At 53.1% G+C, this 23,625-nt stretch carries 23 protein-coding genes and 1 pseudogene; 17 read left to right on the plus strand and 7 right to left on the minus strand.

Features of this window, described 5'->3' with window-relative positions; genetic code table 11:
- Window positions 1–51: 51 nt before the first annotated feature.
- Window positions 52–2,025 (minus strand): ATP-binding protein, encoded by a 1,974-nt coding sequence (locus CORGL_RS04715; protein WP_156789804.1) that lies wholly within the window; start codon window positions 2,023–2,025, stop codon window positions 52–54.
- A 559-nt stretch (window positions 2,026–2,584) separates the two neighbouring features.
- Here CORGL_RS04715 and CORGL_RS10205 point away from each other — a divergent pair.
- The 8 genes and pseudogenes from CORGL_RS10205 to CORGL_RS10215 all read left to right on the plus strand — a co-directional run.
- Window positions 2,585–2,866 (plus strand): annotated as a pseudogene (locus CORGL_RS10205) (magnesium chelatase domain-containing protein); the annotation flags it as partial.
- Between the two features lie 55 nt (window positions 2,867–2,921).
- Window positions 2,922–3,134, plus strand: a complete 213-nt coding sequence (locus tag CORGL_RS10080) for a hypothetical protein (RefSeq protein ID WP_245526883.1) — start codon at window positions 2,922–2,924, stop codon at window positions 3,132–3,134.
- Between the two features lie 85 nt (window positions 3,135–3,219).
- The gene (locus CORGL_RS04725) at window positions 3,220–3,444 is read left to right on the plus strand and encodes a hypothetical protein (protein ID WP_156789805.1); all 225 of its coding nucleotides are present in this window, start codon (window positions 3,220–3,222) and stop codon (window positions 3,442–3,444) included.
- A gap of 827 nt (window positions 3,445–4,271) precedes the next feature.
- The gene (locus CORGL_RS04735; RefSeq protein ID WP_013708778.1) at window positions 4,272–5,471 is read left to right on the plus strand and encodes a hypothetical protein; all 1,200 of its coding nucleotides are present in this window, start codon (window positions 4,272–4,274) and stop codon (window positions 5,469–5,471) included.
- Window positions 5,472–6,188: 717 nt separating this feature from the next.
- The gene (locus tag CORGL_RS04745) at window positions 6,189–6,893 is read left to right on the plus strand and encodes a DUF1648 domain-containing protein (RefSeq protein WP_013708780.1); all 705 of its coding nucleotides are present in this window, start codon (window positions 6,189–6,191) and stop codon (window positions 6,891–6,893) included.
- Between the two features lie 42 nt (window positions 6,894–6,935).
- Window positions 6,936–7,415 carry a hypothetical protein gene (locus CORGL_RS10210; protein WP_041738611.1) on the plus strand — a complete coding sequence of 160 codons (480 nt, stop codon included), beginning with the start codon at window positions 6,936–6,938 and terminating at the stop codon, window positions 7,413–7,415.
- Window positions 7,416–7,566: 151 nt separating this feature from the next.
- On the plus strand, window positions 7,567–7,734 hold the full coding sequence (locus CORGL_RS09815) for a hypothetical protein (protein WP_156789807.1): 168 nt from the start codon (window positions 7,567–7,569) through the stop codon (window positions 7,732–7,734).
- 695 nt (window positions 7,735–8,429) lie between these two features.
- Entirely contained in the window at window positions 8,430–8,645 is a 216-nt protein-coding gene (locus CORGL_RS10215) for a DUF2087 domain-containing protein (protein ID WP_172633539.1), read from the plus strand.
- 52 nt (window positions 8,646–8,697) lie between these two features.
- On the opposite strand, the gene CORGL_RS04765 is transcribed toward CORGL_RS10215, so the two are convergent.
- Together CORGL_RS04765 and CORGL_RS04770 are read right to left on the minus strand one after the other, a co-directional pair.
- Complete coding sequence (locus CORGL_RS04765; protein WP_013708783.1) at window positions 8,698–9,375, minus strand: metallophosphoesterase family protein; 678 nt, start codon at window positions 9,373–9,375, stop codon at window positions 8,698–8,700.
- A gap of 31 nt (window positions 9,376–9,406) precedes the next feature.
- A complete protein-coding gene (locus tag CORGL_RS04770; RefSeq protein ID WP_013708784.1) occupies window positions 9,407–10,864 on the minus strand; it encodes a zinc ribbon domain-containing protein in 1,458 nt (485 codons plus the stop codon).
- 401 nt (window positions 10,865–11,265) lie between these two features.
- On the opposite strand from CORGL_RS04770, the gene CORGL_RS04775 reads away from it, so the two are divergent.
- The 4 genes from CORGL_RS04775 (at window position 11,266) to CORGL_RS04795 (ending at window position 15,379) form a co-directional block, all read left to right on the plus strand.
- Window positions 11,266–12,771, plus strand: coding sequence for a PTS fructose transporter subunit IIC (locus CORGL_RS04775; protein ID WP_013708785.1), 1,506 nt, complete (start codon window positions 11,266–11,268; stop codon window positions 12,769–12,771).
- A 48-nt stretch (window positions 12,772–12,819) separates the two neighbouring features.
- Complete coding sequence (locus CORGL_RS04780; RefSeq protein ID WP_216476076.1) at window positions 12,820–13,287, plus strand: PTS sugar transporter subunit IIA; 468 nt, start codon at window positions 12,820–12,822, stop codon at window positions 13,285–13,287.
- Between the two features lie 206 nt (window positions 13,288–13,493).
- Window positions 13,494–14,099 (plus strand): hypothetical protein, encoded by a 606-nt coding sequence (locus CORGL_RS04785; protein ID WP_172633540.1) that lies wholly within the window; start codon window positions 13,494–13,496, stop codon window positions 14,097–14,099.
- 488 nt (window positions 14,100–14,587) lie between these two features.
- Window positions 14,588–15,379, plus strand: a complete 792-nt coding sequence (locus CORGL_RS04795) for a MurR/RpiR family transcriptional regulator (protein WP_013708788.1) — start codon at window positions 14,588–14,590, stop codon at window positions 15,377–15,379.
- Between the two features lie 83 nt (window positions 15,380–15,462).
- Here CORGL_RS04795 and CORGL_RS04800 read toward each other — a convergent pair whose 3' ends face one another.
- Window positions 15,463–15,945: a hypothetical protein gene (locus tag CORGL_RS04800; protein WP_013708789.1), complete on the minus strand. Its 483-nt coding sequence runs from the start codon at window positions 15,943–15,945 to the stop codon at window positions 15,463–15,465.
- Window positions 15,946–16,101: 156 nt separating this feature from the next.
- On the opposite strand from CORGL_RS04800, the gene CORGL_RS04805 reads away from it, so the two are divergent.
- The 3 genes from CORGL_RS04805 to CORGL_RS09630 all read left to right on the plus strand — a co-directional run bounded on the left by CORGL_RS04805 (window position 16,102) and on the right by CORGL_RS09630 (window position 17,356).
- On the plus strand, window positions 16,102–16,905 hold the full coding sequence (locus CORGL_RS04805; RefSeq protein WP_013708790.1) for a hypothetical protein: 804 nt from the start codon (window positions 16,102–16,104) through the stop codon (window positions 16,903–16,905).
- A gap of 159 nt (window positions 16,906–17,064) precedes the next feature.
- Window positions 17,065–17,193 (plus strand): hypothetical protein, encoded by a 129-nt coding sequence (locus CORGL_RS10140; protein ID WP_280983406.1) that lies wholly within the window; start codon window positions 17,065–17,067, stop codon window positions 17,191–17,193.
- Window positions 17,174–17,356 (plus strand): DUF3781 domain-containing protein, encoded by a 183-nt coding sequence (locus CORGL_RS09630; RefSeq protein ID WP_245526966.1) that lies wholly within the window; start codon window positions 17,174–17,176, stop codon window positions 17,354–17,356. The genes CORGL_RS10140 and CORGL_RS09630 overlap by 20 nt, the downstream gene beginning before the upstream one ends.
- 147 nt (window positions 17,357–17,503) lie before the next feature.
- On the opposite strand, the gene CORGL_RS10220 is transcribed toward CORGL_RS09630, so the two are convergent.
- The 3 genes from CORGL_RS10220 to CORGL_RS04820 are packed head-to-tail and all read right to left on the minus strand — an operon-like array spanning window position 17,504 to window position 20,555.
- The gene (locus CORGL_RS10220; RefSeq protein ID WP_049777684.1) at window positions 17,504–17,794 is read right to left on the minus strand and encodes a PTS sugar transporter subunit IIB; all 291 of its coding nucleotides are present in this window, start codon (window positions 17,792–17,794) and stop codon (window positions 17,504–17,506) included.
- A 6-nt stretch (window positions 17,795–17,800) separates the two neighbouring features.
- Window positions 17,801–19,126 carry a PTS sugar transporter subunit IIC gene (locus CORGL_RS04815; protein WP_013708791.1) on the minus strand — a complete coding sequence of 442 codons (1,326 nt, stop codon included), beginning with the start codon at window positions 19,124–19,126 and terminating at the stop codon, window positions 17,801–17,803.
- Between the two features lie 25 nt (window positions 19,127–19,151).
- Complete coding sequence (locus CORGL_RS04820) at window positions 19,152–20,555, minus strand: glycoside hydrolase family 1 protein (RefSeq protein ID WP_013708792.1); 1,404 nt, start codon at window positions 20,553–20,555, stop codon at window positions 19,152–19,154.
- 191 nt (window positions 20,556–20,746) lie between these two features.
- Between CORGL_RS04820 and CORGL_RS09635 the strand changes: the two genes are divergently transcribed.
- Both CORGL_RS09635 and hydE read left to right on the plus strand, forming a co-directional pair.
- Window positions 20,747–21,487 (plus strand): GntR family transcriptional regulator, encoded by a 741-nt coding sequence (locus CORGL_RS09635; RefSeq protein WP_013708793.1) that lies wholly within the window; start codon window positions 20,747–20,749, stop codon window positions 21,485–21,487.
- Window positions 21,488–22,489: 1,002 nt separating this feature from the next.
- A complete protein-coding gene (hydE, locus tag CORGL_RS04830) occupies window positions 22,490–23,587 on the plus strand; it encodes a [FeFe] hydrogenase H-cluster radical SAM maturase HydE (protein ID WP_013708794.1) in 1,098 nt (365 codons plus the stop codon).
- Window positions 23,588–23,625: the final 38 nt, after the last annotated feature.

A 23,625-nucleotide genomic window follows, 5' to 3' on the forward strand; every position in this document is an offset into this window, starting at 1 on the left:
GGCGGCGACGCCGCGTCTCCGACCAGGCCTGCGGACATGGCACGACAGTCGCTATTCTCCAAAGTGCGCCTTGATGTCCTGTACCATTTTATCGATTTCGTAGGCGGATAGATTAAGGGCGTATTCAAACGGCACCGGCTGAGCCCCGGAGTGGGACGATTGATTCAACATGACTCTCTTCCCCATGAGATAGGCGCGCGTAACCGTGTCGGGGCCGTGCCAGCTTGAAGGGCCGTCTTTCGGGAAGATGGCCTCGATGCGCGTCCCGAGAGTCTTGGCCTTACCAAAGAGATCAGGTGAGCAGCTTTCGTTGAGCTGATCTTCGTAAAGCTGTTTCTCGACCCAGACGCGCAGAGCGATCATCAGCAACTCCTTGTCAAGGCAACGGCAGGCAAACGAGCTCTTGTTCAAGCTATCGGGCTCGAAGGACTCGATAAGCTTGGCAAGATACTCGTTGCAAAGTTTCTCTTTTTCATAGTCAACGGAACACAATGGCGCGTCATAGTGAAACACAGCGTTTAGCCCGGGGACGCTTTCTCGCTCCGCGACCGCCTTGAGATATTTGATCTTGGTGTTGTATGTCTTGCATCCCATCCTTCCAACCTGCTCGATCAAAGCGGCCTGACTGAGAGGTCGGGGGGAGTCCTCGCTATCATCGATCGTGATGGGCTGCTTCCTCAGGCCATCGGACCAGCGATCGAGGCTTTCATATTTGAAGCAATTCGGATACTGCGAGTAGGCTATGTTTATGCAGTTGCTGTTGTGGGTGAACATGATGACTGTCTTTTTGACCGAGCTGATGATGTCGATGAGATCGAAGATCACCGCGTATTGATTAGCTGTGTCGAAGCTGGTGATCGGGTCGTCAAGCACCAGCGTGTCGTCATCGCTCGCGACGAAGTCGTTGATCTTTACCAGGATGAGGAGCAGGTCGATCTCGCCCGTGCTGTACGTGTCCACTTTGCGCGGAAGCGTGACGGTAAGTGCCTTGTCGACATCATCGAACTTTATGGCCTCCTCCTTGACGTCAAACTTGACCGTGAGCAAGCTGACGAGCTCGTCTTTACGTTTCAAGATGTTGCAGTAGAACCGATCTCGCATCGCCTCGAACTTCGCAATCCGCTTGCTTAGTTTCCTGAACTCAGTGGAATTCGCTTCGATGCGCTTCGAGTTGTCTTTGCTGCCACCGCAGAGACAGAGGCTGAAGACCGCGTCCTCGGATGTCAACTTGGCGTCTGACGCCACCTTGAGCAGCGTATCGTAGCCCTTCGCCATGGTGGCGGCATCCTCTCCCGGATGAGATCGCTGATAATCCTGTAGCGTCCGAGCTTCAATCTGGCATGCTTGTCTGTGCTTTTCCCTGATGATGCTCGCAACGGATCGCCCGTGGGATGCACCGCAGACCGGACAGGTCCTCTCGCCTTCGTCGATCCATCGCTCTATGCTCTCGACGGCATCGGCGATGATCTCATTGCGAAACGGTTCGATTTCCTCTTTGAGCGATTTGGCCTTTTGAAGGTCGCGCCAGTGGGAGACAAAGAACTGCAAGTCCGCGCCTTTGAGCGCGTCTATAAGACCGTCGGCGTCCGCTTTGCTGAATTGCTCAAGGTCTCCGGCCAAGTCTGCTTTTGCTTTGGGGTGCGAGGGTACCGCGATCCCGATTGTCTTTGCATTGGTTAAGCCCATAGATTTAAGATTGTCCACGAATGCGCAGCCGGTAAGAAGCTGCTCGGTCTGATTCTTGAGTTCGCTTATGCTCTGCACCCGCGCGCTGATGGTTAGTTTATTTTTCGCGGATTTCGCGAAGTTGGCGCGGTAATCGCTGCATTCCACAAAGGAGACCTTTTTCGGCCCCTTCTCCTTCAGAGCCCGGTATATCGAGCTTTTGCCAACACCGTTGGGAGCCCATGTCATTTGCGATTCGCGAAGATCGATCTCCAGCCCCCTCGCGCCGAGATGCTTCATTGAGACGGGGATTTTTAGCTCTTGGGCACTATTCATGGTTCTGGCTCCCATCTTGCTCATGACAATGCATGGCTTCTATCCTTTACTATAACGCGGAATTCGTCTCTTGGACCGTGTCGAGCGGATCAGAGATCCTCGGCATTGCCCCTCTCTGCCCTCGCGCCTCGCCGGCAGTACCCCTGTCGGCCCCTACAAGAATCAGGGGGAGGCTGTGGCGAACCATGGCTCGAAGGTGGTCTGGATGGATGGTCGACGCCTCCTTCGCGCCCTGCCGTTTAGTCGCGATGCCGCGGCTCCGGGCATCTGGGTCGCGGAACCCCATCCCGCGAGGTAGATTCACATGGGATCTCCCGTGCAGGAGGGGCGAAGAGCCCGCGCGCTCCCTTCGCGCAGTTCCCTTGACGCGGAGTCCCCTGCGGCTCGCATCGCATACAAGCGATGGCGGGCGCAGGCACCCGCCATCGCCCTGAGAAAGATCGACAGGGACGAGAAGGAAGCCCGGAAAGAGAGGAAAGCGATGAGTGGGATGGTGGCGACCGGAAACGAGACCGTGGCATCGGCTGTCATAAGAGGAGTGGAGGCGCGGCCTGTGAAAATAGAGTGTTGCATCGAGCGTGGAATGGCGCAGTTCGTTTTCAACGGGGTGAGCGACGCCGCCGCGCTCGAGCTGCGCCCGCGGGTCCGTTGTGCGATCCGGGGCGCGGGCTACGCCGTGCCGCACGCGTCGGTGACGATTACGGTGTCGTCATTCGATCAAGACAACGATTCGATCCGCCTCGCCGCCTCTGACCGCCACATTGAGCTGGCGATCGCGGCGGCGGTGCTAGCAGCTTCCGGGCAGGTGCCCGCCGGGGCAGTGGACGGCCGGCTGCTTGTCGGCTCGCTGGAGCCTGACGGCGGCGCGTCGCTAAACCGCAGAGCGGCGCCCTACGCGGAGCTCGCGCGCGAGAGGGGTCTTGAGCTGCTCGCAGGGCCTGCATCCGGAGCGGGTTCGCTGCCGGGGACCCCTGCGCTGCATAGGGCCGCTCAGCGCGCTCAGACGAGGTCGCGAGGCGGTATACATTCTGCGACACCACCTCGAGCCTATCGAGCGCGATGCCGATCTGGCCGAGTGGCCGAGGCTGGGACGCGCCAAGATCGCACTTGCTCTTAGGCCGCGCTGGGTCTAGGCGTCCTGTCAGCATTCCTGGAATCAGGGGAGAACCCCTTCTTCTGAGTTCGAACGATCCGCGTGATAATGTTACAGTTGTGGTCATGTCTGCAGCAGTTGCGGGTGTCTCTGTCGTTCTATTTCTCCGGAATGAGTTCAAATCAGGCAAGGCCCGGGCCTCGAGGTATCGATTCACAGCAGATCTCCTGTTCATCGCGCTGCTTCCCGTTCTATTTATTGCCATGTTGGCGCTACCGCGCGTAGCCCGCGATCTCATATACTATGGTCTCGGATTCGGATCCATCTATGTGATCAGAAGATACGTCTGATTTTATTCACAGAGGAGGAGAGGGCTGCATCCCAGTTGAATCCGATGCGGTCCTCTTATTCTGTGGTCCTCACGGGGGAAAGCCCCGTGGAGAAGCGGTTACAGACCGGAAAATGCAGCTGGCTTACTTCTCTTCCGCACTTCCGATTATTCTGTAAAAACAGATATCCTATGGTGACTCCAAACAGTATAAATGCCTCACCGGAAGGGAACCTCTACAGCCAAGACATCCTCTTCGGCGCTGGCCTTTAGGGTTCCGGACCGGCGCCGCGCTCGCTCCGGGGCTCGAGATGCTGTATTTAGTCAACAGTTTCTGAGCAAAATGAAGTGGTGCCGATTTGTCAGACTGTATGCGAGGAGGTGCCATCTTCATGGCGCGCTGCACGAGGGAGCATAGGGAGAGGGCGCTCGACTTATATGAGAGGTATGAGCTCAGTTCCGCGGACACCATCAGGGAGATCAGCTGCTCGAGTCCTCGGTTGCTCAGGGTCCGGTACCGCGAGCGGCTCGTTGAGAGGGCCTGCGGTATCGAGTCCGATCGCGGCTCCAAGCTGTCCCGCCGCAGCGAGGAGCGAGAGGCACGCGGCACCGGACCGCTGTCTCACGCACGGCAGACGCCTCGAGCGCACCGATGGCACCTTCACGCATGCGGTCCGACGAATCGCCACTACCTCGTTCTTTTCAATCTCCGTGATTATTCTGCTCAAGTATTATTGAAAATCAACACGCCACAGACGAAGCGGAGGCCACTTTGTACCAATAGGATTCCTTTGGTTGTTGCGATGAGAGGGCCGGCACGTTACCATGATGCGAACGAGAGGGGATGCCATGAGCGACGAATCAGCACCGGCCGCGCTATCCGGTTCAACTGACGGGAAATCAAAGGAATTGAAGTCCGCTCAGAAGTTGCGAGAGTTCTGGGGCGACAAAAACTTCCTTTTCGGAAAGACCTCCACGACGGAATGGCGCGAAATGGCCATCGAGAACCGTGGCCTGCTCGCGGCGATGCACCCTGATGACATCCGCCGTATCGAGGAGCAGCTCAAAGGGAAGGCCTCCGAATGGTTTAAGAGAAAGGGAAACGAGGGCTTCCTCTACTACATCAACGGATTTGAGGGAGATGTCTCCCACGCGCGGCTGCTCCCGATCGACAATCCGACTGTGATTCCGCTGCAAATACTTCACATTCGATGGGTGAGCGGTTGCACCGCGTTTCACCCGAAAGCCATGCTCAGGCCCATACCCCCTCATCCCTTCATGGGGTCATTTCACAAAGGAACGCGCATCGTGGTGCTGGGGTACAACCCCCAGTTCGCGCAGCGGCCGTCCGACGCTGAGGAGGCCAGACTGTTCGATAAGGATCAGGACGAAGTTCTCAGATCATTCGCTGAAGCCAAGCCGTTCCTACCGTGGCTGAGCAGCTCTGAAACATGGAGATGGCACCGTGAGGAGCTGTACGCGTCGTTGTGCAGGTTCGTCTGTGCCTCAGTCGGGACAGATAACTGGAACGCTCTGTCCGACTGGCTTGGCGTTCGGCTTGCGCAGATCGAGGTGTCCGGCTATCCGACTCACAATATCAGACGCTGCCATTGCGAGAAGTCTCTGCGAAAGCTGCTGAACGGCATCGATCGTGACCAGATCAGCGAGGCCCTTCTACCCTCTCAGGAGATGGCGCTGGCTCTGATCCGGGATCTCATCTGCTACACCAGTTGCGTCTTTATCGTTCAGCCCGGACCGTTCAAGTTCTGGGTCAAGCATATTGAAAAAAACTTTGGCGAATGCGTGGCGGTTCATTTTCGTGATAGGTCGTTCATCAACACGGATCGGCGGAATGCACCTTGGAAGATCAGATGGGACAGCATTGCCCGGTGGGCGGACTGCACGGACGATGAAGGTAAGCTCATCTGGAGCCGCATCACCAAGGAGAAACGAAAACACACGACCAGTACGGCACAGGTGAAGTTCAACGAGGCGATTGGCGATGAGCTCAGATCAGCGCTCGCCGCGGCCGCATCGAGCCGACGCTAAGCCGGGCACAGGGGCCCTACGCCGATGCAAACGGGCAGTCCCGACGATGTCCATAGTATCCTTGTCCGATTCCCAGAAAGTCCATGATTTCTCAGATTCACTCCAATTTGATCATATTATGTTCGAAAAGCGAGGCCTCAGATGGATCTATGAAGCCTAGGTCTGAGATCACTTCAAAAGGACTGATATATATGAATTCGAAGGTTCCCAATGCTTACTTTCTTGAGGAGAGCAGATGGGAAACCGAGTCGTACAAGATCAAAAGCCTCAGCCCCTTCCAAACGTGTGATCAAGAAATGATAATCAAGCATTTTCTATACAATATGAAGGAGAATATCGGTCGCACTATGTTGATCATCATTTCAATAATGATAGCGTCATCAGCTTGTTTTTAAATTTCGCCATAGGATCCGATGTCGTCAAACAATACACCCTCTTGCAAAGAAATATCTGCCATAAATACAATGCTATGGTAACCTCAGTTCAGAATTACTTTAATTATTCAGATATTATACTTGACAAAAATGACTCATACGATGTGCTGGGAATAACGGTTGCAAGTATTGTAAGCACTGACTGGAGAGGCACGTATAAACTCTACGGTACGAATGTTAAAAATGCTGTTAACACCGGACTTCTGGTTTTGAAAAATCAGTCATCAAAATCAGCTGTTCGCGTTCTGTCGTTGCGAACGAGGCTTGAAAGAAAGGAAGAACGATGCCGAAGAATTCACCAAGAAGATATCTGCTGGCGATCTACTGGATCCTGTCGATTTTGCCCTTCATCGTCACGTACGCGTTCTACCCCTACATCCAAGACAGAATCGCAATCCATTTTGGTTTGTCAGGCGTGGCGAACGGATGGGCCAATAAATCCATGATAGCGGCTTTTCCCGTGATCTTTTTCGTGGTCGCATGCGGGATTCAGCTGATAAACCGATACGCACTGAAATACTCTACAACGTCTGACAGGGATAAAACAGTGGCAAGGAAGTATCTGCTGGTTGCCATGATAGTCGTTCTTCTCGTCTTCAACGTCATTACCGCTTCCGTCATCGTTGTGAATGCTCCCGCCCTACCACTGCATCCCGCTTTTGACGGTTCGAGTGTTTTTAAACTCGTATTCGCGCTCATCGGAATCCTGCTGCTGCTCTCCGGCGTCTACGGCGTCTTCTTCTCAGACAGGACGAAGCAGAATCGATTCATCGGCGCTCGGGTCCCCTGGGAGCTTGACGACAGGTCCTGGTTGTCGCTTCAGCGTTTCTCTGGACGAAACTCAATAGTCGCAGGTCTGGTCGAGCTGGTGGCCTGCGGAATCGTGTTGCCACTTGAACAGTCTGCATTGGTCACGATCGCAATCGGATCTCTGATGGCCGTCGCGACCCTTTTGCGCGGAAGATCGCTGCGCGTGAGATCCGAATAGTCCTCGCTTCGCCGGATCGCTTGCAGAGGCCGATCGTCTGCCGTGCGAGCCCAGATCGTCCATCGAGTACGCGCTGTAGCCTTCATAGCGGTAGCTTGCATCGATGCTCCTCATGAAAACCTGCCGATCGCCTCCTATGTTGGTGAGGGCTTCGCTGAGCAGCAGCTTGATCTCCGTTTGGCGCACGGGACTGCGTTCAATGGCGAAAAGGTAATCTTCTTTGTCCACGAGACTCTAGTCCGCGACGCGCTCGAGTTCCTTTTTGAGGATGGCATCGAGCCAGATGCGCGTGCCGCGACAGTTGCCCTCGCGAAACGGGTGCGAGACATTCATTTCCACATTTCACCGACCGCTCTTGTCCTGACTCTGTTTGGAATAGCGACGGTCGGAATCCATCTTTTTATTGCCACCATTATATGGACGCTGCTCACTGTGTACATGGATAGCAGCTTCTTCGCTGTTTGCACCTATAGTGCTGTAGGGTTCTTCGTCTGGTTTGCTCTGACATGGGCTTCTCAATAACAATCACGTGAACCAACTCCAATACCCCATAAAGAAAGCCCGTCTCAAGTTTTACAGGTGGGCGAATGCGCACCTACTCCGTGCCCTTCTGTGCGCCATTTTGGCTGTGGTAACGTTTGGGTCTCTCGCGGGCTTTTCTTTCCCCCCGGAGATGAAAGCGCCCAAGGACGGATGCAGGTTCGAGATCGTTGATATCTTCGAGGGGGAGCGGGCGATCGTGAAGCGGATAGATTGCAAAAGAGAACAGGGGAAATATGTCTATTATTTCGTCTATTCTTCCATCCGCCTTGGCGACGGCTACAAGGTGACCGAGGGCTGAATAATCGGCTTCCTTTTAAGCGCCGCCCGCGGGTGACCCGCTGAGACCTGTTGTTGTTAAATTCTTCTCGCGTCCTGCGATCAAATCGCTCGCAGGATTGTGATTTGATCATCCGATGCGCATTGTGGCTCAGTGCGAGAGCGCCGGTTCGCGAGATCGAGATCTTCATCTCCGCTGCCGAGATCATGTTATGCGACGGGAAGAAGATTTGCCTAGTGGACATCTTAGCTCGATCTTTGGAACTACACCTGAAACATCGCTTTCAGCATCAGCGAATTCAAAGTATGTGTAAAAGTGCACGACGATAAGAATTCTTTGAGCTACTTCTTCAGTTTCCCGGGGACGATCGGGTTAAAGGATTCTCTAAAAAATCGAGGACCAAACAACGTTGCTTACCGGAGTGCATTGTTAAACTGAGGCAATTTGAAAGTTCAGTATCTCATGGAACAACGTGAGGCGAGCAATGGAAAGCTCGTCACTTAGCGCGCTCATTCCGACGTGCGAAGGCGATCAAGACACATAATAATGCTAAAAGTTGCGTCTGCTCACTTGACCATAAAGGTTGGATTGATAGCATATTCAACAAAGACTTGGTTTCGTGTGACATCTATGCTGTACGGGGGTTGATACCGATGGATACGCGTCAATCCGAAGACTCGAGCGATTTCAAGCGAAGGTATCTCAAGGATGGAAAGATGACTTCTATTCCATCCAAGCAGAAGTACCGTACGGAGATGCTTCTGTATCTGGGATCCTTGTTCACTCCGGATCGCATATATTGCGAGCCTGAGGTCAATGCGACATTGCAAGCACATTTCCAAGACTTCGCCTATTTGAGAAGGGCCTTGGTCGATGGGCGCATCCTCGAGCGCAGCAGCGACGGATCGCGATACTGGCTGATATCAAAGTGATCGGGCACATATTCGGGAACGATCTCCGCTCGCTGCTCGGCGCAGCATTTTTTCAGTACGCCTTGCCGACGTTATCGCGGCCGTAAGGAGAAATCGGTCGCTCGCCGTCCTCGCTGACCTCGTAAAACCTGTGCTCGGCCGTGTCAACGAGAAGGATGGGGATGCGCCCGCTTACCAGAACATCCCCATCTATGTAGTAGTGCGCCTCGCCATCGAAGAAGATGTCGTGAAACGCGGGGTCCCCGCTCACCGTCGCGGTGCTCACGTGGCCCGCCACAATCGCCCAGCCATCCTCGAACCTGCCGATCTGAGCGGGATATTTCCAGATCAACGTGGTCTCATCGGTACCCCAGCGCCACAGGTCACCGGCCCGCTCGTCTATGCCGGCGTGGACGAAGATCACATGGCCTTCCACGTGGTATAACGGCAGACCGCGAAGCCATGCGCGATATTCCCTCTCGCTGTGGGCATGCGAGCGCTCGTCGTCGCCCATCGGCAGATCGCATCCGGGCTCGAGCATCATCTGCTCATGGTTGCCGCGCAGCGCGACGACCTTGTCCGGCCATCTGCTCTGCAACTCCATGATGCGATCGATGACCGCGAAGCTCGCGGGACCGCCGTGAACGTAGTCGCCCAAAAGCAAAAGCTCGCTGCCCGGTTCAGCGAGGTGGGGCAGTACCTGCTCGAGCGCGCGCTCGAACTCGTCGACGCATCCGTGTATGTCGGACATGCAATAGACCCTCACGGCAACCCATCCTGATTTAATCCGCTTTGCTTTCAGCTGTCTTCTCCGTGAAGGTGCTGTGCCCCTCAAGGTGGGACTCGCTGCCGAAAAAGCTCATGTACGCAGCCTTCGTGTCATAGGAGACATCCAAGGTGTTGACTTCGCCAAAACCGGCTACGGTTTGGGGATACCCTCTGCCGACTTTGAAGCTGACCTGCTGGTCAGGGTCGTTCAAGGGGAGAGTGAAGTTATCCTCCCCGTATTTGTGCGCCGGTTTGCCGGTTGCGGTACCCGAGAGATTGAGATCCTTGTATGCCGAACTGGCGGAGCTCGCCTTTTGGACGATGGTGTACGCAGCGCTGAGATTTCCGCCATCCGAGTCTTTGAGGGCAAGGGACATCGTGAGATCGCGGCCAAAGCCAGATTTCGAGTACTCGAACGTTTTGCCTGACAGCTTCCACTCCGTTTTGGTGTCGCTCACCTTGACGTCGCCTTGAGGGGTCCAGCCCCCGTCTTCATCGAACGTGAACTTCTGCTTGTTCACAGCGGTGTCATCGGCAAACCAGAACGAGTATTTCACCTTGACCGTCGCTGTCGAGGTGTAGCTTCCATCGTTTTCATCCAACGTCGAAGATACATCAGAGAACTCGGGTTTCACAGAGCTGCCGAGATGGAACTGGTTGCTCGATGTATCCTCCATCTTGCTGACGCCCTTCAACGGGATGCTTGTGTGAGTGTCCGTTATCGGATCCCCGCTGAGCTTCCATCCGTTGCCGTCCTTTGAGTAGCAGACGTGACCGGTAAAGGTGGTCTCGAAGCTCTCGTTCGCTATCTTTCCCGAGATATGCACGTTGCGGAGCTTGGCGTTGCCGGTCGCCGAATGCAGCAGGGCGGTATCGATACCTCCCGTATCCGCCACGTCCTCTTGTCCGTCGAGTTTGAACTCCTTGATCTTATAGGGGCTTTCCTCGCAGTACGTCGAGAGCACGCTGCCCTTTTTCACAAACGAGCTTTTCTCGAAGTCCTTTTTCACGACTTCTTCCGGAACATTGCTGTTGGCGATCGAGGTGAAAACGACCACGCCGATAAGAATGCAGATCACAGCGATCGCACCGGCGATGATGGCGACCCGCTTTCTTCTCGCATCAGGAGATGCGCCCTTGAATATGGCGAACAGAGCCGCCGCGATCGACGAATGCGCTTTCGCGGGCACGGCTGCGGGTCCAGAAGCGATGTCCGCATGCTCAACGCCAACTGGTGCGGCCGGATCCTTTGGGTTCTGTTCGAAGCCATGAGCCTGCGAGGTCTTCTCTGAAGATGAGGACGGCTTATCAGAAGAGCAACCGTCATCTTTGTCCGTCGCGGAATCGTCGGGCTCTGAAGAGCTCGCCGATCCCTCCGGGTCCGTCGCATCGTCGCGCTGTATCAGCGCCCCGCATGCAGTGCAGTGCCTGTCTCCTTCGGCTACATCGGCACCGCATTCTTGGCACTTCATACCCTCTCCTTTCCTCTTCTTCTCTCACAACGGCTCAAGGCGAGCGCCGTATCTCTCGTCGGCGAAAGTTCGGTTGGCTTGTAGCGAAACAACCGTTTTCGCAGCGCCTGATCCCCCTGAACATATGGATACATTGTAATCAAATTCGATCCGTCAGAAAGATGGTTGTCGAATTCGACATCGTTTCGGAGGCGAATGAGATCCCTCTGTCGAGTCGAAAAGAAAACAGACCCCGGATGGCTTAATAAATGAAGACAGATTGCCACTCGCTTCAAGTGAAACTAGTACCAGTTGACAAGAAAAGCTCGGTATCAGTACCCAAGTGAAGGAAAATGCTTTATTCATCATCAGGAGTATTCTACGCTTGCAGGAAATGATCACGCCAAACGGAGGGTCAGAATATGGGGAGACGAATAGTTGCGGTAACCGCGTGTGCGGCTGGGATCGCGCACACCTACATGGCGGCGGAGTCCATCGAACAGGCTGCGAAGCGCATGGGCTACGAGGTGAAGGTGGAAACGAACGGCGCCATCGGGGCGGAGAACGTATTGACGCCCCAAGACATCGAGGATGCAGATCTCGTCATCATCGCGTCAGACATCAACATCGACCCGATTCGCTTCACGGGAAAGCCGCTCTTCGTCACGAAGTCGATTCCGGCGATCGAAGATGCAGAATCTCTGATAGAGCGCGCATTCGATGAGGCGGAGGTCTTCGGAAAAAAGGGCACCAAGATCGGTAGGATCCAGATTGGAAGCGACAAGGAGAAGGTCAACTTCCTCACCCATGTCATGAGCGGCATCTCATATATGGTCCCGATGGTCATCGCCGCTGGTCTGATCCTGACGATCGCCAATCTCTACGCCTTTCAGAGAGACGATCTCGGGAGGATCGTCAAATGGGGCTTCGACAACACGACCCAGATGGGTTATCTGATGGAGAAGCTGTTCTATGTCGGTCAGGTCGGATTCAAGTTGATGATCCCCCTGTTCGCCGGTTTCGTCGCGAATTCGATCGCGGACAAGCCGGCGATAGCCCCGGCGATGATCGGTGCCTATCTGGTGAACGATCCGGAATTTCTGGGCACGGAGGCCGGAGGCGGTTTCATCGGGGCCATCGTCGTCGCGTTCATCGTCGGGTACCTCGTCAAGGCACTCAAGCGGATTCCATGGCCGAAGATCGTGCTTCCGATCGTGCCGATCATGATCATTCCGTTTCTCGCCACGAGCGTCATCACGCTGATCGTCCTGTTCATCATCGGGAATCCCATCTCGGTCGGAATGGACGCGATGTATCAGGGCTTGACAGATCTGAACAAAAACTTCGCTGGAGCACCGATCTTGATCGGCGCGATCTGCGGGGCCATGATCGGGTTCGATCTGGGCGGTCCGATCAACAAGACCGCTTTGGTGTTCGGCACGGCTGTCTTTACAGATACCATGACCAAATATGGGATCACCGGAGCGAACTTCGTTCCCGGGACGGCTACGCAGGCAGCCATCTCGATCGCTCCGCTGGGCGTGTGGCTCGCAACGATGCTGTTCAGAAAGAAGTTCTCAAAGGATGAGAAGATCGCTGCCAGCGCCGCGTTCGGCATGGGCATCGTCGGCGTTACCGAGGGAGCGATCCCCTTCGTCGCCGCGAATCCCATCAGGATGATCTTCTCCAATGTAGTCGGTTCCGCTGTCGCCGGCGGACTGGCTGCGGCCACAGGATGCAAGTTCTATGGCGGCATCGGGTCCCCCTTGGGTACATTCATCGGCTATATCGAGCAGCCCATTCCGTTTCTCACGTGGATCCTCTGCGTGTGCGCAGGGATCCTGACCACGGCGCTTCTGATTGGCTTCTCTCGAAACCAAGCCCCCGATCACGCAGTTGCGACGCAAGGGGAGCCGACGGGGGCGTAGAGGGGGCATCTGAATCCACGGCGGCGCGTACAGCGAACATGAAGGGTGATGAGATACATGGATCCGAGTGTCTTCAATCAAGACCACATTGCAATCAACGATTGCGCGACGACCCAGACAGAGGCATTCAAAGCGATTGCGAGATTCGCTTATGGTCTGGGCTTCGTCTCAGATGAGCAGCGCTATTGCGCCGGCCTGATCAGAAGGGAGAATCAGGGAACGACGGGATTCAAGGACCATATCGCGATTCCTCACTGCAAGGATGCGGTCAATATAAGACCCGGTATGTTCGTGATGAAATTCGATAACCCGATTGACTGGAACGCCTTGGATGGAAAACCCGTGAGGGTAGCCATCGCCTTGACGATTCCGGAGAAAGGCGCCGTCGAGCATCTGAAGCTTCTCAGTCTGATCGCGAGGAAGCTGATCGATCAGACGTTTCGAGAGGGAATTCTGAACCAAGACGATCCGGAAGCGCTCACCAAGATGATAGATCAGATCGACTTTCGAGGATGATCATGCCATGTCGGCGCATACCGTGCCAACACCCGGAGCCTAGAGGACTGGCATGAAAAAAAGACGGTTCACGTGATCTATCACTCGCACTGGGATCGCGAGCACATTCAGAAAACACGCCGCTTCAAATTTGTTTCCCCCCTTTCTTCTCACCGCAGAGTATTACAGTTATTCTAAGGATCTACCTGCTTGAGGGGAGTGAAAACGTGGATACCGAAATGCATGATTTTAAACCGGTAAATGTTAGTCTAGGTATGACATCTTTAAATAATGAGATTGTTACAAGGGTAGTTAAATCAACTAACATACATGAGTTCGACGAGAATACGTATGCCAAGAAGATGAATCTTACTTTTCATAATGGAATTATCGAAGTCAAAATGTTGAGTAGACTATTGCCGGATGCTCCAAGTTTCGCTCGTGGATTTATTGGAATTGCATTTAGGATCAATGAGGATGATTCAGAATTTGAATCTTTTTATGTGCGGCCTACGAATGGTCGCGTTACCGAAAACGTGAGGAAAAACCGAGCAATTCAATATTTCTCGTATCCTAAATACAAATTCGACTATTTTAGGAAAAACGGGATTTCCGATTACGAGGGCACTGCAGACATCGGGCTTGATGAATGGATTACGTTAAAGGCTGTAATTAACTGCTCGAATGGAACCTTTTATTTGAATGATAATGAAACTCCAGCATTAGTTGTTAAAAATATGAAACATGGCGATTCCAAAGGGTCGCTTGGTCTCTTTGTTGACATCGGAACAGAGGGATTCTTCAAGGAATTAAAAACCACGTTATTTGATTGACTTCATAAGTCTGAATACGTTGCATTAAAAAGGGGCTTTTGAGGGTGTACTTGATCACCTCATCGCAGATGGACGACGGCTGCGGGCGGGCAAGAGCAGCAAGAGACTGTCTAGAGTATGCCGTATTCCGTCCTCATTATCAGATTCAAGAGTTTAATCGTTTCACCATGACTCTCAAGTATTTCGGATCGAATCTGCTGAAGGAAAACCGATTTCGCAGTGGGGATCCGACTCGGCATTGACAGCTTTGTCCTCAGCGCGGTGCTGAAAACGCTCGATACGGACGGGTTTGACATTTGCATATGCAATTCGTATGCCTGCAGAACGGTTGATGAGGGCATGATTGTGGGGAAGAACGCTGTGATGTCATACTTTGTCAATCGGAACGGCATTCCCATCTCCGATGCATCAATTGGTGATACCGTTATGTTCAGGGCGTTCAACCCGGGGAGATCAAGACGATCCACATCGCTTATTGAGGAAAAAACATGCAGGAGGATATATTTATCCTGATCGAATCGCGCCGCTTGGATTTCACCTCGGTGGAGCAGGTGATCGCTGACTACTTCTTGAATAAGAAGCCTGCGCTGAGCATCGACAAGCTGTCGTGTCGCCTGGCGGTGTCGAAGTCCTCTATCACGCGGTTTTGCAAAAAGGTCGGGCTCGATAATTACAAGGAGCTCATCTTCCTGTACAAGCTGTCTCGAGAGGTGGACGATTCAGGACCCTCAGCGTCCTCAAAGATCACCGCTGCCTACCACGCTCTGGCAACAAGGAGCGACAGCAGCTACTCGCAGGAAGTCGTTGACGCCTTTTGCGAGCTGCTCCACCGACACAAGATCATCCATTTCTTCGGCAAGGGCTTCAACTCCTACGCCGGCGCGGATTTTCAATTCAAGTTTTCAAGAGTCGGGAAATACGTCAGGGTCATCTCGGACGATAACTCCATCATGATGTCTGCGCATTCCGCACGTAAAGATGAGCTGATAGTGGTTTCGAGCCTACGCGGGAATGATGACAGGCTCAAGGAGGCGATGGAGCTCGCAAAAGCGAATGGTGTTTCCATATCGCTGATCACCTCGAATCGCTTCTCGCAGCTGATTCCCTACGCCGATGTCGAATTGATGGCAGCGGGCTTTACAAGACAGGAGGCGCTGGGCAGCATCTCTCCCCAGATTCCGATTCTGATACAGCTGGACATAGTGTATGAAAGATACATCCATCTGTATGCCGGGTCGTTGAGACAATGGTCGGAGTCCGAGGTGATTCTGCGCCAATAGAGGAAGCCGCCACGCGGGCCGGTCGGAAAGCGCATCGAAGTGATTGGCTGCCTCGCGCACGATACATCGCCGGCTGCGAATTCTCACGCCGCATGCGCTCCGCGGCGATGCTGACGCCTCAAAGGCCTGAGCGAGATCCAGATTCCCAAGGCAAGCACGACTGAGGAGGCCAACAGAGCGAAAAAGACCGCGGACGGCAGAGAGAAGCCATTCCCGAACAGCATATGAAGAATGAGCGCGATGGCGAAATATGTCACAGACAGTCCCGCCGCCACAAGCAGCATCGTGTTCCGCGCGAGACGATATGAGCGCGGTCCCTGTCTGCGCGCGGGGCCGCGCGGGGCGGCGAGCATGACCCAGGCGATGCCGATGAGCGGAAGCCCGCTTCTGACGATCAGCAAGAAACCCAAGCTCGCCAGATCATGGAGTTTAAAGAGTATCAGAACCTCCGGCTCTGCCATCGTCACTCCGATGTTCTCCGAGACGACGATGGCGAGCGCGTACGGAGCGTAGTCTAGTGCCGCCACGCGCGCCGCCGCACGGGACCACGATGAGATCCTGTTCATACGAGCCTCCTTCACATCGAGTTTGCCGGCATGGTATGAGCTCAGCGGGCCATCGAACATCTTGTTAAGAAACCAGATGAGGCGTCTACGTGCTATATTATCACTATGTCCGTTCGCGGCTGCGGTGCAGATGTCATCGCGTGAGGGATGGCGATCATGGCAGAATCTAGATTCAAACGCTTTTCGCTTCGATGGGCTTTTAGCATTGCCATGTTAGTGATGAGCGCTCTCGTGGTAAGCGCTTGCTTCTATTCATCGGCATCGCTGATCACCTTAGATGCGCGTTTCGAACCGACGTGGAGCGCCGAGGTCCCTCTTCCTGAGACGCATGGCTCATTGGGGGCTTCCTCGAAAGACATCACCGGATACTACACGACGACGATCTGCGCGCCGTACGGCGCACAGACGCTCTTTGTCAGCAACTTGTCCGGTGCCCATACCGCCCCCGCGCGGGAGGAGCATGTAGAGGACATGGTGGGCGAGGAGCCAATCAACAAACCCACCGATTCAGCGCGCTTTGACATCACATCGGCGATCGGTCTTTTGATGCAGTTCCGGTTTCTCATATGTTCCGGTGTCATCGTGTCTTCCGTTAGCGTCGCGCTGTGGATAGTACGAGCGCGATCGGTGGGCTCAAGCGCGCGTGAGGCGTGTCAACTTCTCATCGCCGCCGCACTCGTCTCACTGCCGTTTCCGCTGTGGCTCGTCTTCAACGATCTTATCGAGCCCACCGGCGCAGCCTTCAGAGGACTCCGTGTGGCGTTGGGCATCCCGGCGATCGTGTATGCCTTGGTCGTTGTCGCAACCGCGATCGGTGTGCGTCTGATGACGCCACCTCCTGCAGAGAAGATTCGTCTGCATTTTGGAAATATCGCTGCTTTCTACCTGTTCATGCCGATCGCGTACATGCTGACGCTACGCTTCGGCCTCATGTTTGGGCATCTTGCGAGAATAAGCTGAAACCCGGTGCGCACATCGAGTGGCTTGCCTGATCGAGGTCTTCCTCAATCGAATGGTGTGTGCTGTTGCCCATACGCCACGCGTCACCCGGGGTGCGCAATCGATCCCATGCCGCGCGGTGTATGCATCCGATTCGTCTAACCACGGGAGAGCTGTTTGATGGGAGCCTATACGGCCGAGGAGCTGACCGAAGCGCTTCGCGCGATCGATTCCGTCATTCTGGAGTGCGGTGATGCGCAGGAGAAGTCTTCCGAGAATATGACGCAATCTGCAGCTAAATGTCGATGACCTCGTAGCATGGTGCCAAGAGAAGCTCGAGTCTGCGAATGTCAGCATCAGTCGAAAGGGAAAGAACTGGTACATCGGCATCGACGGTTGCATCATCACCGTGAATACTCGCAGCTACACCATCATCACACATGCAACGCAGACAAGAGCGCATACTTGCTAGCAATTGTCTAGCCTTGGCCGTAGTTGACACATCGATTGCTAAGCGACTGCGACCGCTTGCCCGGTTAAAACACGCAGGATGTTTTATCGATTTGAATGAACTCAAGAGCATCGTCCACGATCTCCTGCTGCGGATGATTTTAAAATCTTACGTTGAAAAAGTGCAATCGGTGTCTAATCGGTGTCTGCTGATTCTCAGCAGTTTTTCAAAATCATGAACAGCATAGCTAATCTGAGGTACAATCAAATTCCAGTCGCTAGAATCGATTTGCTCAATCGCGCTGCTCAACGATAAAGCTTCGACAAGTATTTGAATACCTTTATCTACAATGACCTTCTTTATCTTCTGAACAAAAAGACTTGTTGACATTGCATAAGTGCAACACAGAACGATCTTTTTCATGAATTGCCCGGTCCACAGTGTTGATATACAGCGCATTGAGTTCTATTGCTTCGATTTTTCCTCTGCGAGTTGAAGATTTTCAGTGCGCTCGGACAGTTTTACAAATGGAATATAGATCAATACGCCAATGACGATAATAAATGCCTGAAGCAGCGCCGCACGGATATCTCCTCCCGTAGCAAGAAATCCTGAAAGAATCGGTGGGGTATTCCACGGAATGTAGACCCTCATATAAGCTATCAGTCCAAGCACGGTTGCAAAATATTGGATTGCAATGCCAAGCACCGGTATAAGGATGAACGGGACGAGTAGTGACAGATTGTAAACAATCGGATAGCCGAAAATAATTGGTTCGTTGATGTTGAAAACGCCTGGAAGGATCGACATGGAACATACTGCTTTACTCGCTTTGTTTCTCCCGACGATAAAGGTTGCAATAATCAAACAAATGGTACAACCTGTGCCCCCCAGCTGACCAAAGTTGTCTAAAGACACCATGGTCAGCACATGGGGGATTCGTTCACCCGCTGCCGCGGCAGCCATGTTTTCTGAAATGGCCACTGTCAAGATCGGTTGTAGCAGAGTTCCGTTAATGGTGCTCTGGTGAATGCCAAGGAAGAAAAGCAGATTCCCCATGGAGTAAATGAATAGCACCGCAAACAAGCTTGTTCCGAGCTGAGCAAGCGGTTTTTGGACTACGTACTGGATAAGAGCGATGAGATCCAAGTTGAAAACAACAAGCAGGACCACATTGAACAAACTGACTATTGAAAGTGTAATGAGCATAGGGATCAATACATTGAATGTGTCAGCTACCGCAGGAGGAATGCCTTCCCCGAGATCGATTTTAAGTTTTTCAATGCTTGACAATCGAATAAAGATCTGACTGGCCAGCAGACCCACAATAATGCCTGCAAACAATCCCTTCACTCCTGTGTTATCAAAGATAAGCGCGTTGACAACGTTTACTGAATCTTTTGAGTCACTTGATAGCGTGGCCGACACACTTGCTGGCATGAGTACTATTAGAGCAGATAGTGAAACAACTGCGCAGGCAAGGGGGTTTTTGTAGAACATGTTTCTTGCAAGAAAATAACCTGAAAGTGCACAAATTATTACAGCACAGAAATTCAGCGTGCCGTTGGATATCGCCGTGCACCACAATGTTGCATATTTGAGAGCGTCACCTGACAACAATAAAGGAAAAACGGATGTGTTGAGAAGAGTCGCAACTCCGGCAAGAACGTATAAAGGAATGATGGTTGCGAAGGAATCCCGTAATGTCCTTAAATGGATTTGATTTCCAATCTTGGCGGCGATCTGGGAGAATTTCTCAAGAGCACCGCATTTATCGATACTATTGGACATGTTGTCTCCTTGGTCTCCTTGTATTCTATTCAACGACATGTGTTGCTGTAAGTTTTCTCATCCAAGCTGCAGACTTCTTTTCGTATCTCTCATAGTTGTGAGCGAGATCGACACCAATTATTCCATAACGGTTTTTGAAGGCATTCGTCCAAGACCAATTGTCGATAACAGCCCAGTAATGATATCCGACGCAGTTTGCGCCCTCGTCAATTGCTCGGGCTATCCAAAACAGATGTTCTCGAATGAAAGCTATCCGATAATCATCTTGAACTAGCCCCTCATCGTCACGAAATAAATCTTCGTTTTCGACCCCCATGCCGTTTTCAGAAACGAAGAACTCAAGACCTGGATAATCGCGCTTGATTTTCATTCCAAAGTCGTAAATACCTTTGGGGTAGATTTCCCACCCACGACTTTCGTTCATCTTTCGCTTCGACCAGACATACGGTTTTGCGAAAACAGGATTTCCTTCATCATCAATCGAGTTGTCGGGTGCTTGAACGCGCATCGGCTCATAGTAATTGAAGCCGAGCCAGTCCACAGTGCCGAAGGATAGAAGCTCTTCATCACCAGGACGAATAGGCAGCGAGATGCCTCGTTTCCCAAGCGTGTCAAGAATATCGCAAGGCAGTGAGCCTCGCGTCACTAGATCGAGCCACCAACGGTTGTGCAGACCATCGACCATGCGTACTGCATCCAGATCAGCGTCAGTAGGGCTGCTCTTCGTATAGGGTGGTGCAAAATTATTCACAAGACCAAGTTTCGCATCGTTTTGCAAGAGCCCAGCGGCCTTCGCGAGACGAAACTCGCGCGCCGCGAGCGAATGAGCGAGCGCAATGTGATACTGAACGGCACATGCACGTCTGAAATCTCTGATAAAGGGGATATTCAAACCCTTTGTGTAACTGTTCTCTGGTTCCACGATCGGTTCGTTAAACGTAAACCAGCAGTGGACTTCATGCCCAAACTCGCGAAAGGCTAACCGGGCGTAGTTTGCAAACGCTTCGACGACCTCGCGATTTTCCCAGCCACCACGATCCAAAAGATACGCGGGCATGTCGAAATGATAAAGATTGATAAAAAGATCAATGCCTTCCCGTTTTGCCGTGGCTATCATACGGTGGTATAAATCCGCGCCAGCCCGATTCAAGGCGCCATTTTGATCAACAAGTCGTGTCCATTGGATTGAAGTTCGGGCTGTTGTCAGACCCAGACTGCGAAAGATCTGATAATCTTCTTCACATCGATTAATCATATCATTGCCCACGTAAGACCCAACTTTATTATGAAAACAATCGATATCGTCTTGAGACCATCGATCCCATACGCTCTCCAGCTTTCCATACTGCTTCCACGCGCCTTCCGTCTGCGGTCCGGAGAGGGCTGCACCGAAGAAAAACTGCTGTGGAAGATGCGCCTTTTTTATCATTTTCTTGCCTCCGTCTGTATAAAACATAACTTATAGAAATATAGTATATATATTAATAAAAACTAAATATACTATTTCTTTGATGAACGGTAGAAATCCTTTTTTAAATGGATCAATATGTCTAAGTGATATCTGCTGATATACTCAACTAACCAGAAACCAATTTGCGAACAGGGAGCTATCAGATAATCGTGTTAAAATGCGATTTCATTGCTGAGGATTTACAACAGAAGATTCTAAGCAATCACTACAAACCAAATGATCAGCTACCCACCGCTGATGAACTTTGCAAGATATATGGAGTAAGCAAGATCACGGTAAATAAAGCGATGACCGAACTCGTACATCGTGGTCTTGTTTCGAGAAAACGAGGTGTGGGATCTTTTGTCAACAGAATGGGAAGTGCCAGTGGCAGAACTTCATCTTTTGACTGGAAAGATGCGACGTTAATTGAAGGCACAAAATCACATTATCAGCAAAGCGGGGTTAAAGTCAGGTCAGTTGTGCATGCGTTTTCCGTTATTCAGGCCAATACTATAGTTTGTGACGCGTTGGGAATTAACAGCGGTTTTGTGTATTACATCTGCCGGTCGCGCTTTATCGAAGAGCGCCCGCTTCAAACTGAATACACTTACATGCCAATTTCAATTATCCCGGGACTGAGCCAAGAGGATGTGGAGGATTCGATCTATCAGTTTATTGAGCATAAGCTCCATCTTAGTATCAGTAGTTCCCATTCAACTATTCGGGCGGTGTTGGCCTCACCGGATGAATGCAAGTGGCTTGGGGTTTCCTTCAATACGCCGTTGCTTGAAGTCGAGCAGACTGCATTTCTGGGAGATGGGACCATATTCGAGTATTCGGTAACACGGCACACTGAATTCAGCGAACCGGAGCGCACGGTCAAACTCCACAAGCGAAAAAGCGGCTGAAGGGGTCTTTGCTAGAGAGCCTGCCCCAAAGGCGAAAATGAAAAGTTATATTAAGGCTAGTCCGCGAAGGGCCCGATTGCCGAGATTATTGATGGCACATAGCAAAACGCATTGGTTCATGTCGATAGTAATGCGAGTACTACTGTATCAAACAGCCGCAGCCTTCCTGGCGACGGGCGTCATTCACTAACTAGTTTCACCTGACTTTAAACCGGTTTCGATACGGGTTCTGAGCTTCATCTCACCGCAGAGTTCTGATCTATCTTACTCAGCAGTGACTTCGTGTCGGCGGCAACCTTCGAGTCGTGAATGAATCATGTCAGATCCCACAACGAAATTGTCCGAGATACTGCCAACATCTCACTCTTGCTACTTCGTCTCCCTTTCGTTTTTGCTATGACTTGTTGCAAAGGATCTCGGCGCACTGGCGGGTACCGGATTAAGAAGGGTATTGGCAGCCCGACGCTTCGATCGTCCTATATGCGCTAGTCGAGATTGCTGTCTCGTGGGCAATACTTCAGGCAGCTCCATGTTCTTTCAAGAAACCTTGGTTTCATTTTGAGAATATCGTGGTTCGTGTTCCTGCTTGTCGCGTATCTGCATTAATTCTTTTTTTGCATTTTGGGCGTCGCATCGGCATGTCATCGATAACAGTAAGCTTCACAGATCTAATTCTCGTTGTCACATGCGGGCAATTGTAAAACGAAAATGATGTCGCGCTTACATCAATATCGTCGCCGAAGCTTGACTTCGTCGAGTCGAACTCCTATAAAGAAGATCTCGTGAGCGGCCGTATGCAAGCGGTCGCGCGCAAGAGGTTCGTTGCGCCCGGTGGCGTCTCGAGCTGAAGGGTTCTGATGGCAAAGATCGTGTTCTGAGCCGAAAGACGCACTCCGCACCTCTGATCGCCCCTCCAATCGACACCGCGTCGGGAGTCCTCAGATGCACCCGTCTTTCGGACGGGTGCTTTTTTTGCCGTCGCCGTCTGTGTCGGGAGGCAGCATGCTCGAGGTCATCGACAAGCTCTATGAGACGAGGCATCTGACGCGCGACGAATGGGTCGCGCTGATCGAGGCGCAGCGCTCCGAGGAGCGACATCATCTCACTCAAAAGGGGGCAGCGCCGTCGACGGACGCTGCGGACGGGCCGCTCACGGCTTATCTGTTCGAGCGCGCCCGCGCCGTTCGCAGACAGCGCTACGGCGACAAGGTCTTCATCCGTGGTCTCATCGAGATATCGAACCGGTGCCGCAACGACTGTCTCTACTGCGGCATCCGAAGGAGCAATGAATGCGCCGAGCGCTACCGGCTGCAGCCCGCAGACATCATCGCCTGCACCGACAAGGGCTACGAGCTCGGGTTTCGCACCTTCGTCATGCAGGGCGGCGAGGATCCGTTCTTCACCGACGAGGTGCTCTGCCCGCTCATCGAGCGCATCAAGGCGAACCACCCGGACTGCGCCATCACCCTGTCGCTCGGCGAGCGCACCCGCGAGAGCTACCAGCGCCTGTTCGACGCCGGTGCCGATCGCTACCTGCTGCGCCATGAGACCGCGACCGATGCGCACTACCGCCGGCTCCATCCCTCAGAGCTCAGTCTGGCCACCCGCAAGGCCTGTCTGTCGAACTTGAAGGAGATCGGCTATCAGACCGGCGCCGGCTTCATGGTCGGCTCGCCCTACCAGACCGTGGAGAACCTTGCCGACGACATGCTCTATCTCGACGAGCTGCAGCCGCAGATGGTCGGCATCGGCCCGTTCATCCCGCACCGGGACACGCCGTTTCGCGACCACGCCGCCGGCTCGGTCGCACAGACCCTGTTCTTCCTCGGCTGCCTGCGTCTCATGCTGCCCGCATCGCTGCTTCCGGCGACCACGGCGATCGGCACGCTCGATCCGCAGGGCCGCGAGAAGGGGATGCTCGCAGGGGCCAACGTGGTCATGCCCAATCTCTCGCCGCCTGAGAACCGCGGCAAGTACCTGCTGTACAACGACAAGCTCGCGACCGGATGCGAGGCCGCCGAGCACCTGCGCGAGCTGGATCGCCGCTTCGCCGCGGTCGGGATGCGCATCGCCGTCGATCGCGGGGACTTCGCCGGATGAGCCATAGCGCAACAGCCCGAATCTCACGAAAGGAAGAG

The organism is Coriobacterium glomerans PW2, from assembly GCF_000195315.1.
Lineage (GTDB): Bacteria > Actinomycetota > Coriobacteriia > Coriobacteriales > Coriobacteriaceae > Coriobacterium > Coriobacterium glomerans.

Excerpts from the sequence above, each read along its gene's own strand:
- hydE (WP_013708794.1), top strand. The coding sequence starts at position 22,490 with ATGCTCGAGGTCATCGACAAGCTCTATGAGACGAGGCATCTGACGCGC.
- CORGL_RS04725 (WP_156789805.1), top strand. The coding sequence starts at position 3,220 with ATGTCTGCAGCAGTTGCGGGTGTCTCTGTCGTTCTATTTCTCCGGAAT.
- CORGL_RS04770 (WP_013708784.1), bottom strand. The coding sequence starts at position 10,864 with ATGAAGTGCCAAGAATGCGGTGCCGATGTAGCCGAAGGAGACAGGCAC.
- CORGL_RS04815 (WP_013708791.1), bottom strand. The coding sequence starts at position 19,126 with ATGTCCAATAGTATCGATAAATGCGGTGCTCTTGAGAAATTCTCCCAG.
- CORGL_RS04820 (WP_013708792.1), bottom strand. The coding sequence starts at position 20,555 with ATGATAAAAAAGGCGCATCTTCCACAGCAGTTTTTCTTCGGTGCAGCC.
- CORGL_RS04745 (WP_013708780.1), top strand. The coding sequence starts at position 6,189 with ATGCCGAAGAATTCACCAAGAAGATATCTGCTGGCGATCTACTGGATC.
- CORGL_RS10220 (WP_049777684.1), bottom strand. The coding sequence starts at position 17,794 with ATGCGCTGTATATCAACACTGTGGACCGGGCAATTCATGAAAAAGATC.
- CORGL_RS10140 (WP_280983406.1), top strand. The coding sequence starts at position 17,065 with ATGGGAGCCTATACGGCCGAGGAGCTGACCGAAGCGCTTCGCGCGATC.
- CORGL_RS04715 (WP_156789804.1), bottom strand. The coding sequence starts at position 2,025 with ATGAGCAAGATGGGAGCCAGAACCATGAATAGTGCCCAAGAGCTAAAA.
- CORGL_RS04765 (WP_013708783.1), bottom strand. The coding sequence starts at position 9,375 with ATGTCCGACATACACGGATGCGTCGACGAGTTCGAGCGCGCGCTCGAG.
- CORGL_RS04735 (WP_013708778.1), top strand. The coding sequence starts at position 4,272 with ATGAGCGACGAATCAGCACCGGCCGCGCTATCCGGTTCAACTGACGGG.
- CORGL_RS04780 (WP_216476076.1), top strand. The coding sequence starts at position 12,820 with ATGAGATACATGGATCCGAGTGTCTTCAATCAAGACCACATTGCAATC.
- CORGL_RS04805 (WP_013708790.1), top strand. The coding sequence starts at position 16,102 with ATGGCAGAATCTAGATTCAAACGCTTTTCGCTTCGATGGGCTTTTAGC.
- CORGL_RS09815 (WP_156789807.1), top strand. The coding sequence starts at position 7,567 with ATGAAAGCGCCCAAGGACGGATGCAGGTTCGAGATCGTTGATATCTTC.
- CORGL_RS10215 (WP_172633539.1), top strand. The coding sequence starts at position 8,430 with ATGACTTCTATTCCATCCAAGCAGAAGTACCGTACGGAGATGCTTCTG.
- CORGL_RS04800 (WP_013708789.1), bottom strand. The coding sequence starts at position 15,945 with ATGAACAGGATCTCATCGTGGTCCCGTGCGGCGGCGCGCGTGGCGGCA.
- CORGL_RS04775 (WP_013708785.1), top strand. The coding sequence starts at position 11,266 with ATGGGGAGACGAATAGTTGCGGTAACCGCGTGTGCGGCTGGGATCGCG.
- CORGL_RS04795 (WP_013708788.1), top strand. The coding sequence starts at position 14,588 with ATGCAGGAGGATATATTTATCCTGATCGAATCGCGCCGCTTGGATTTC.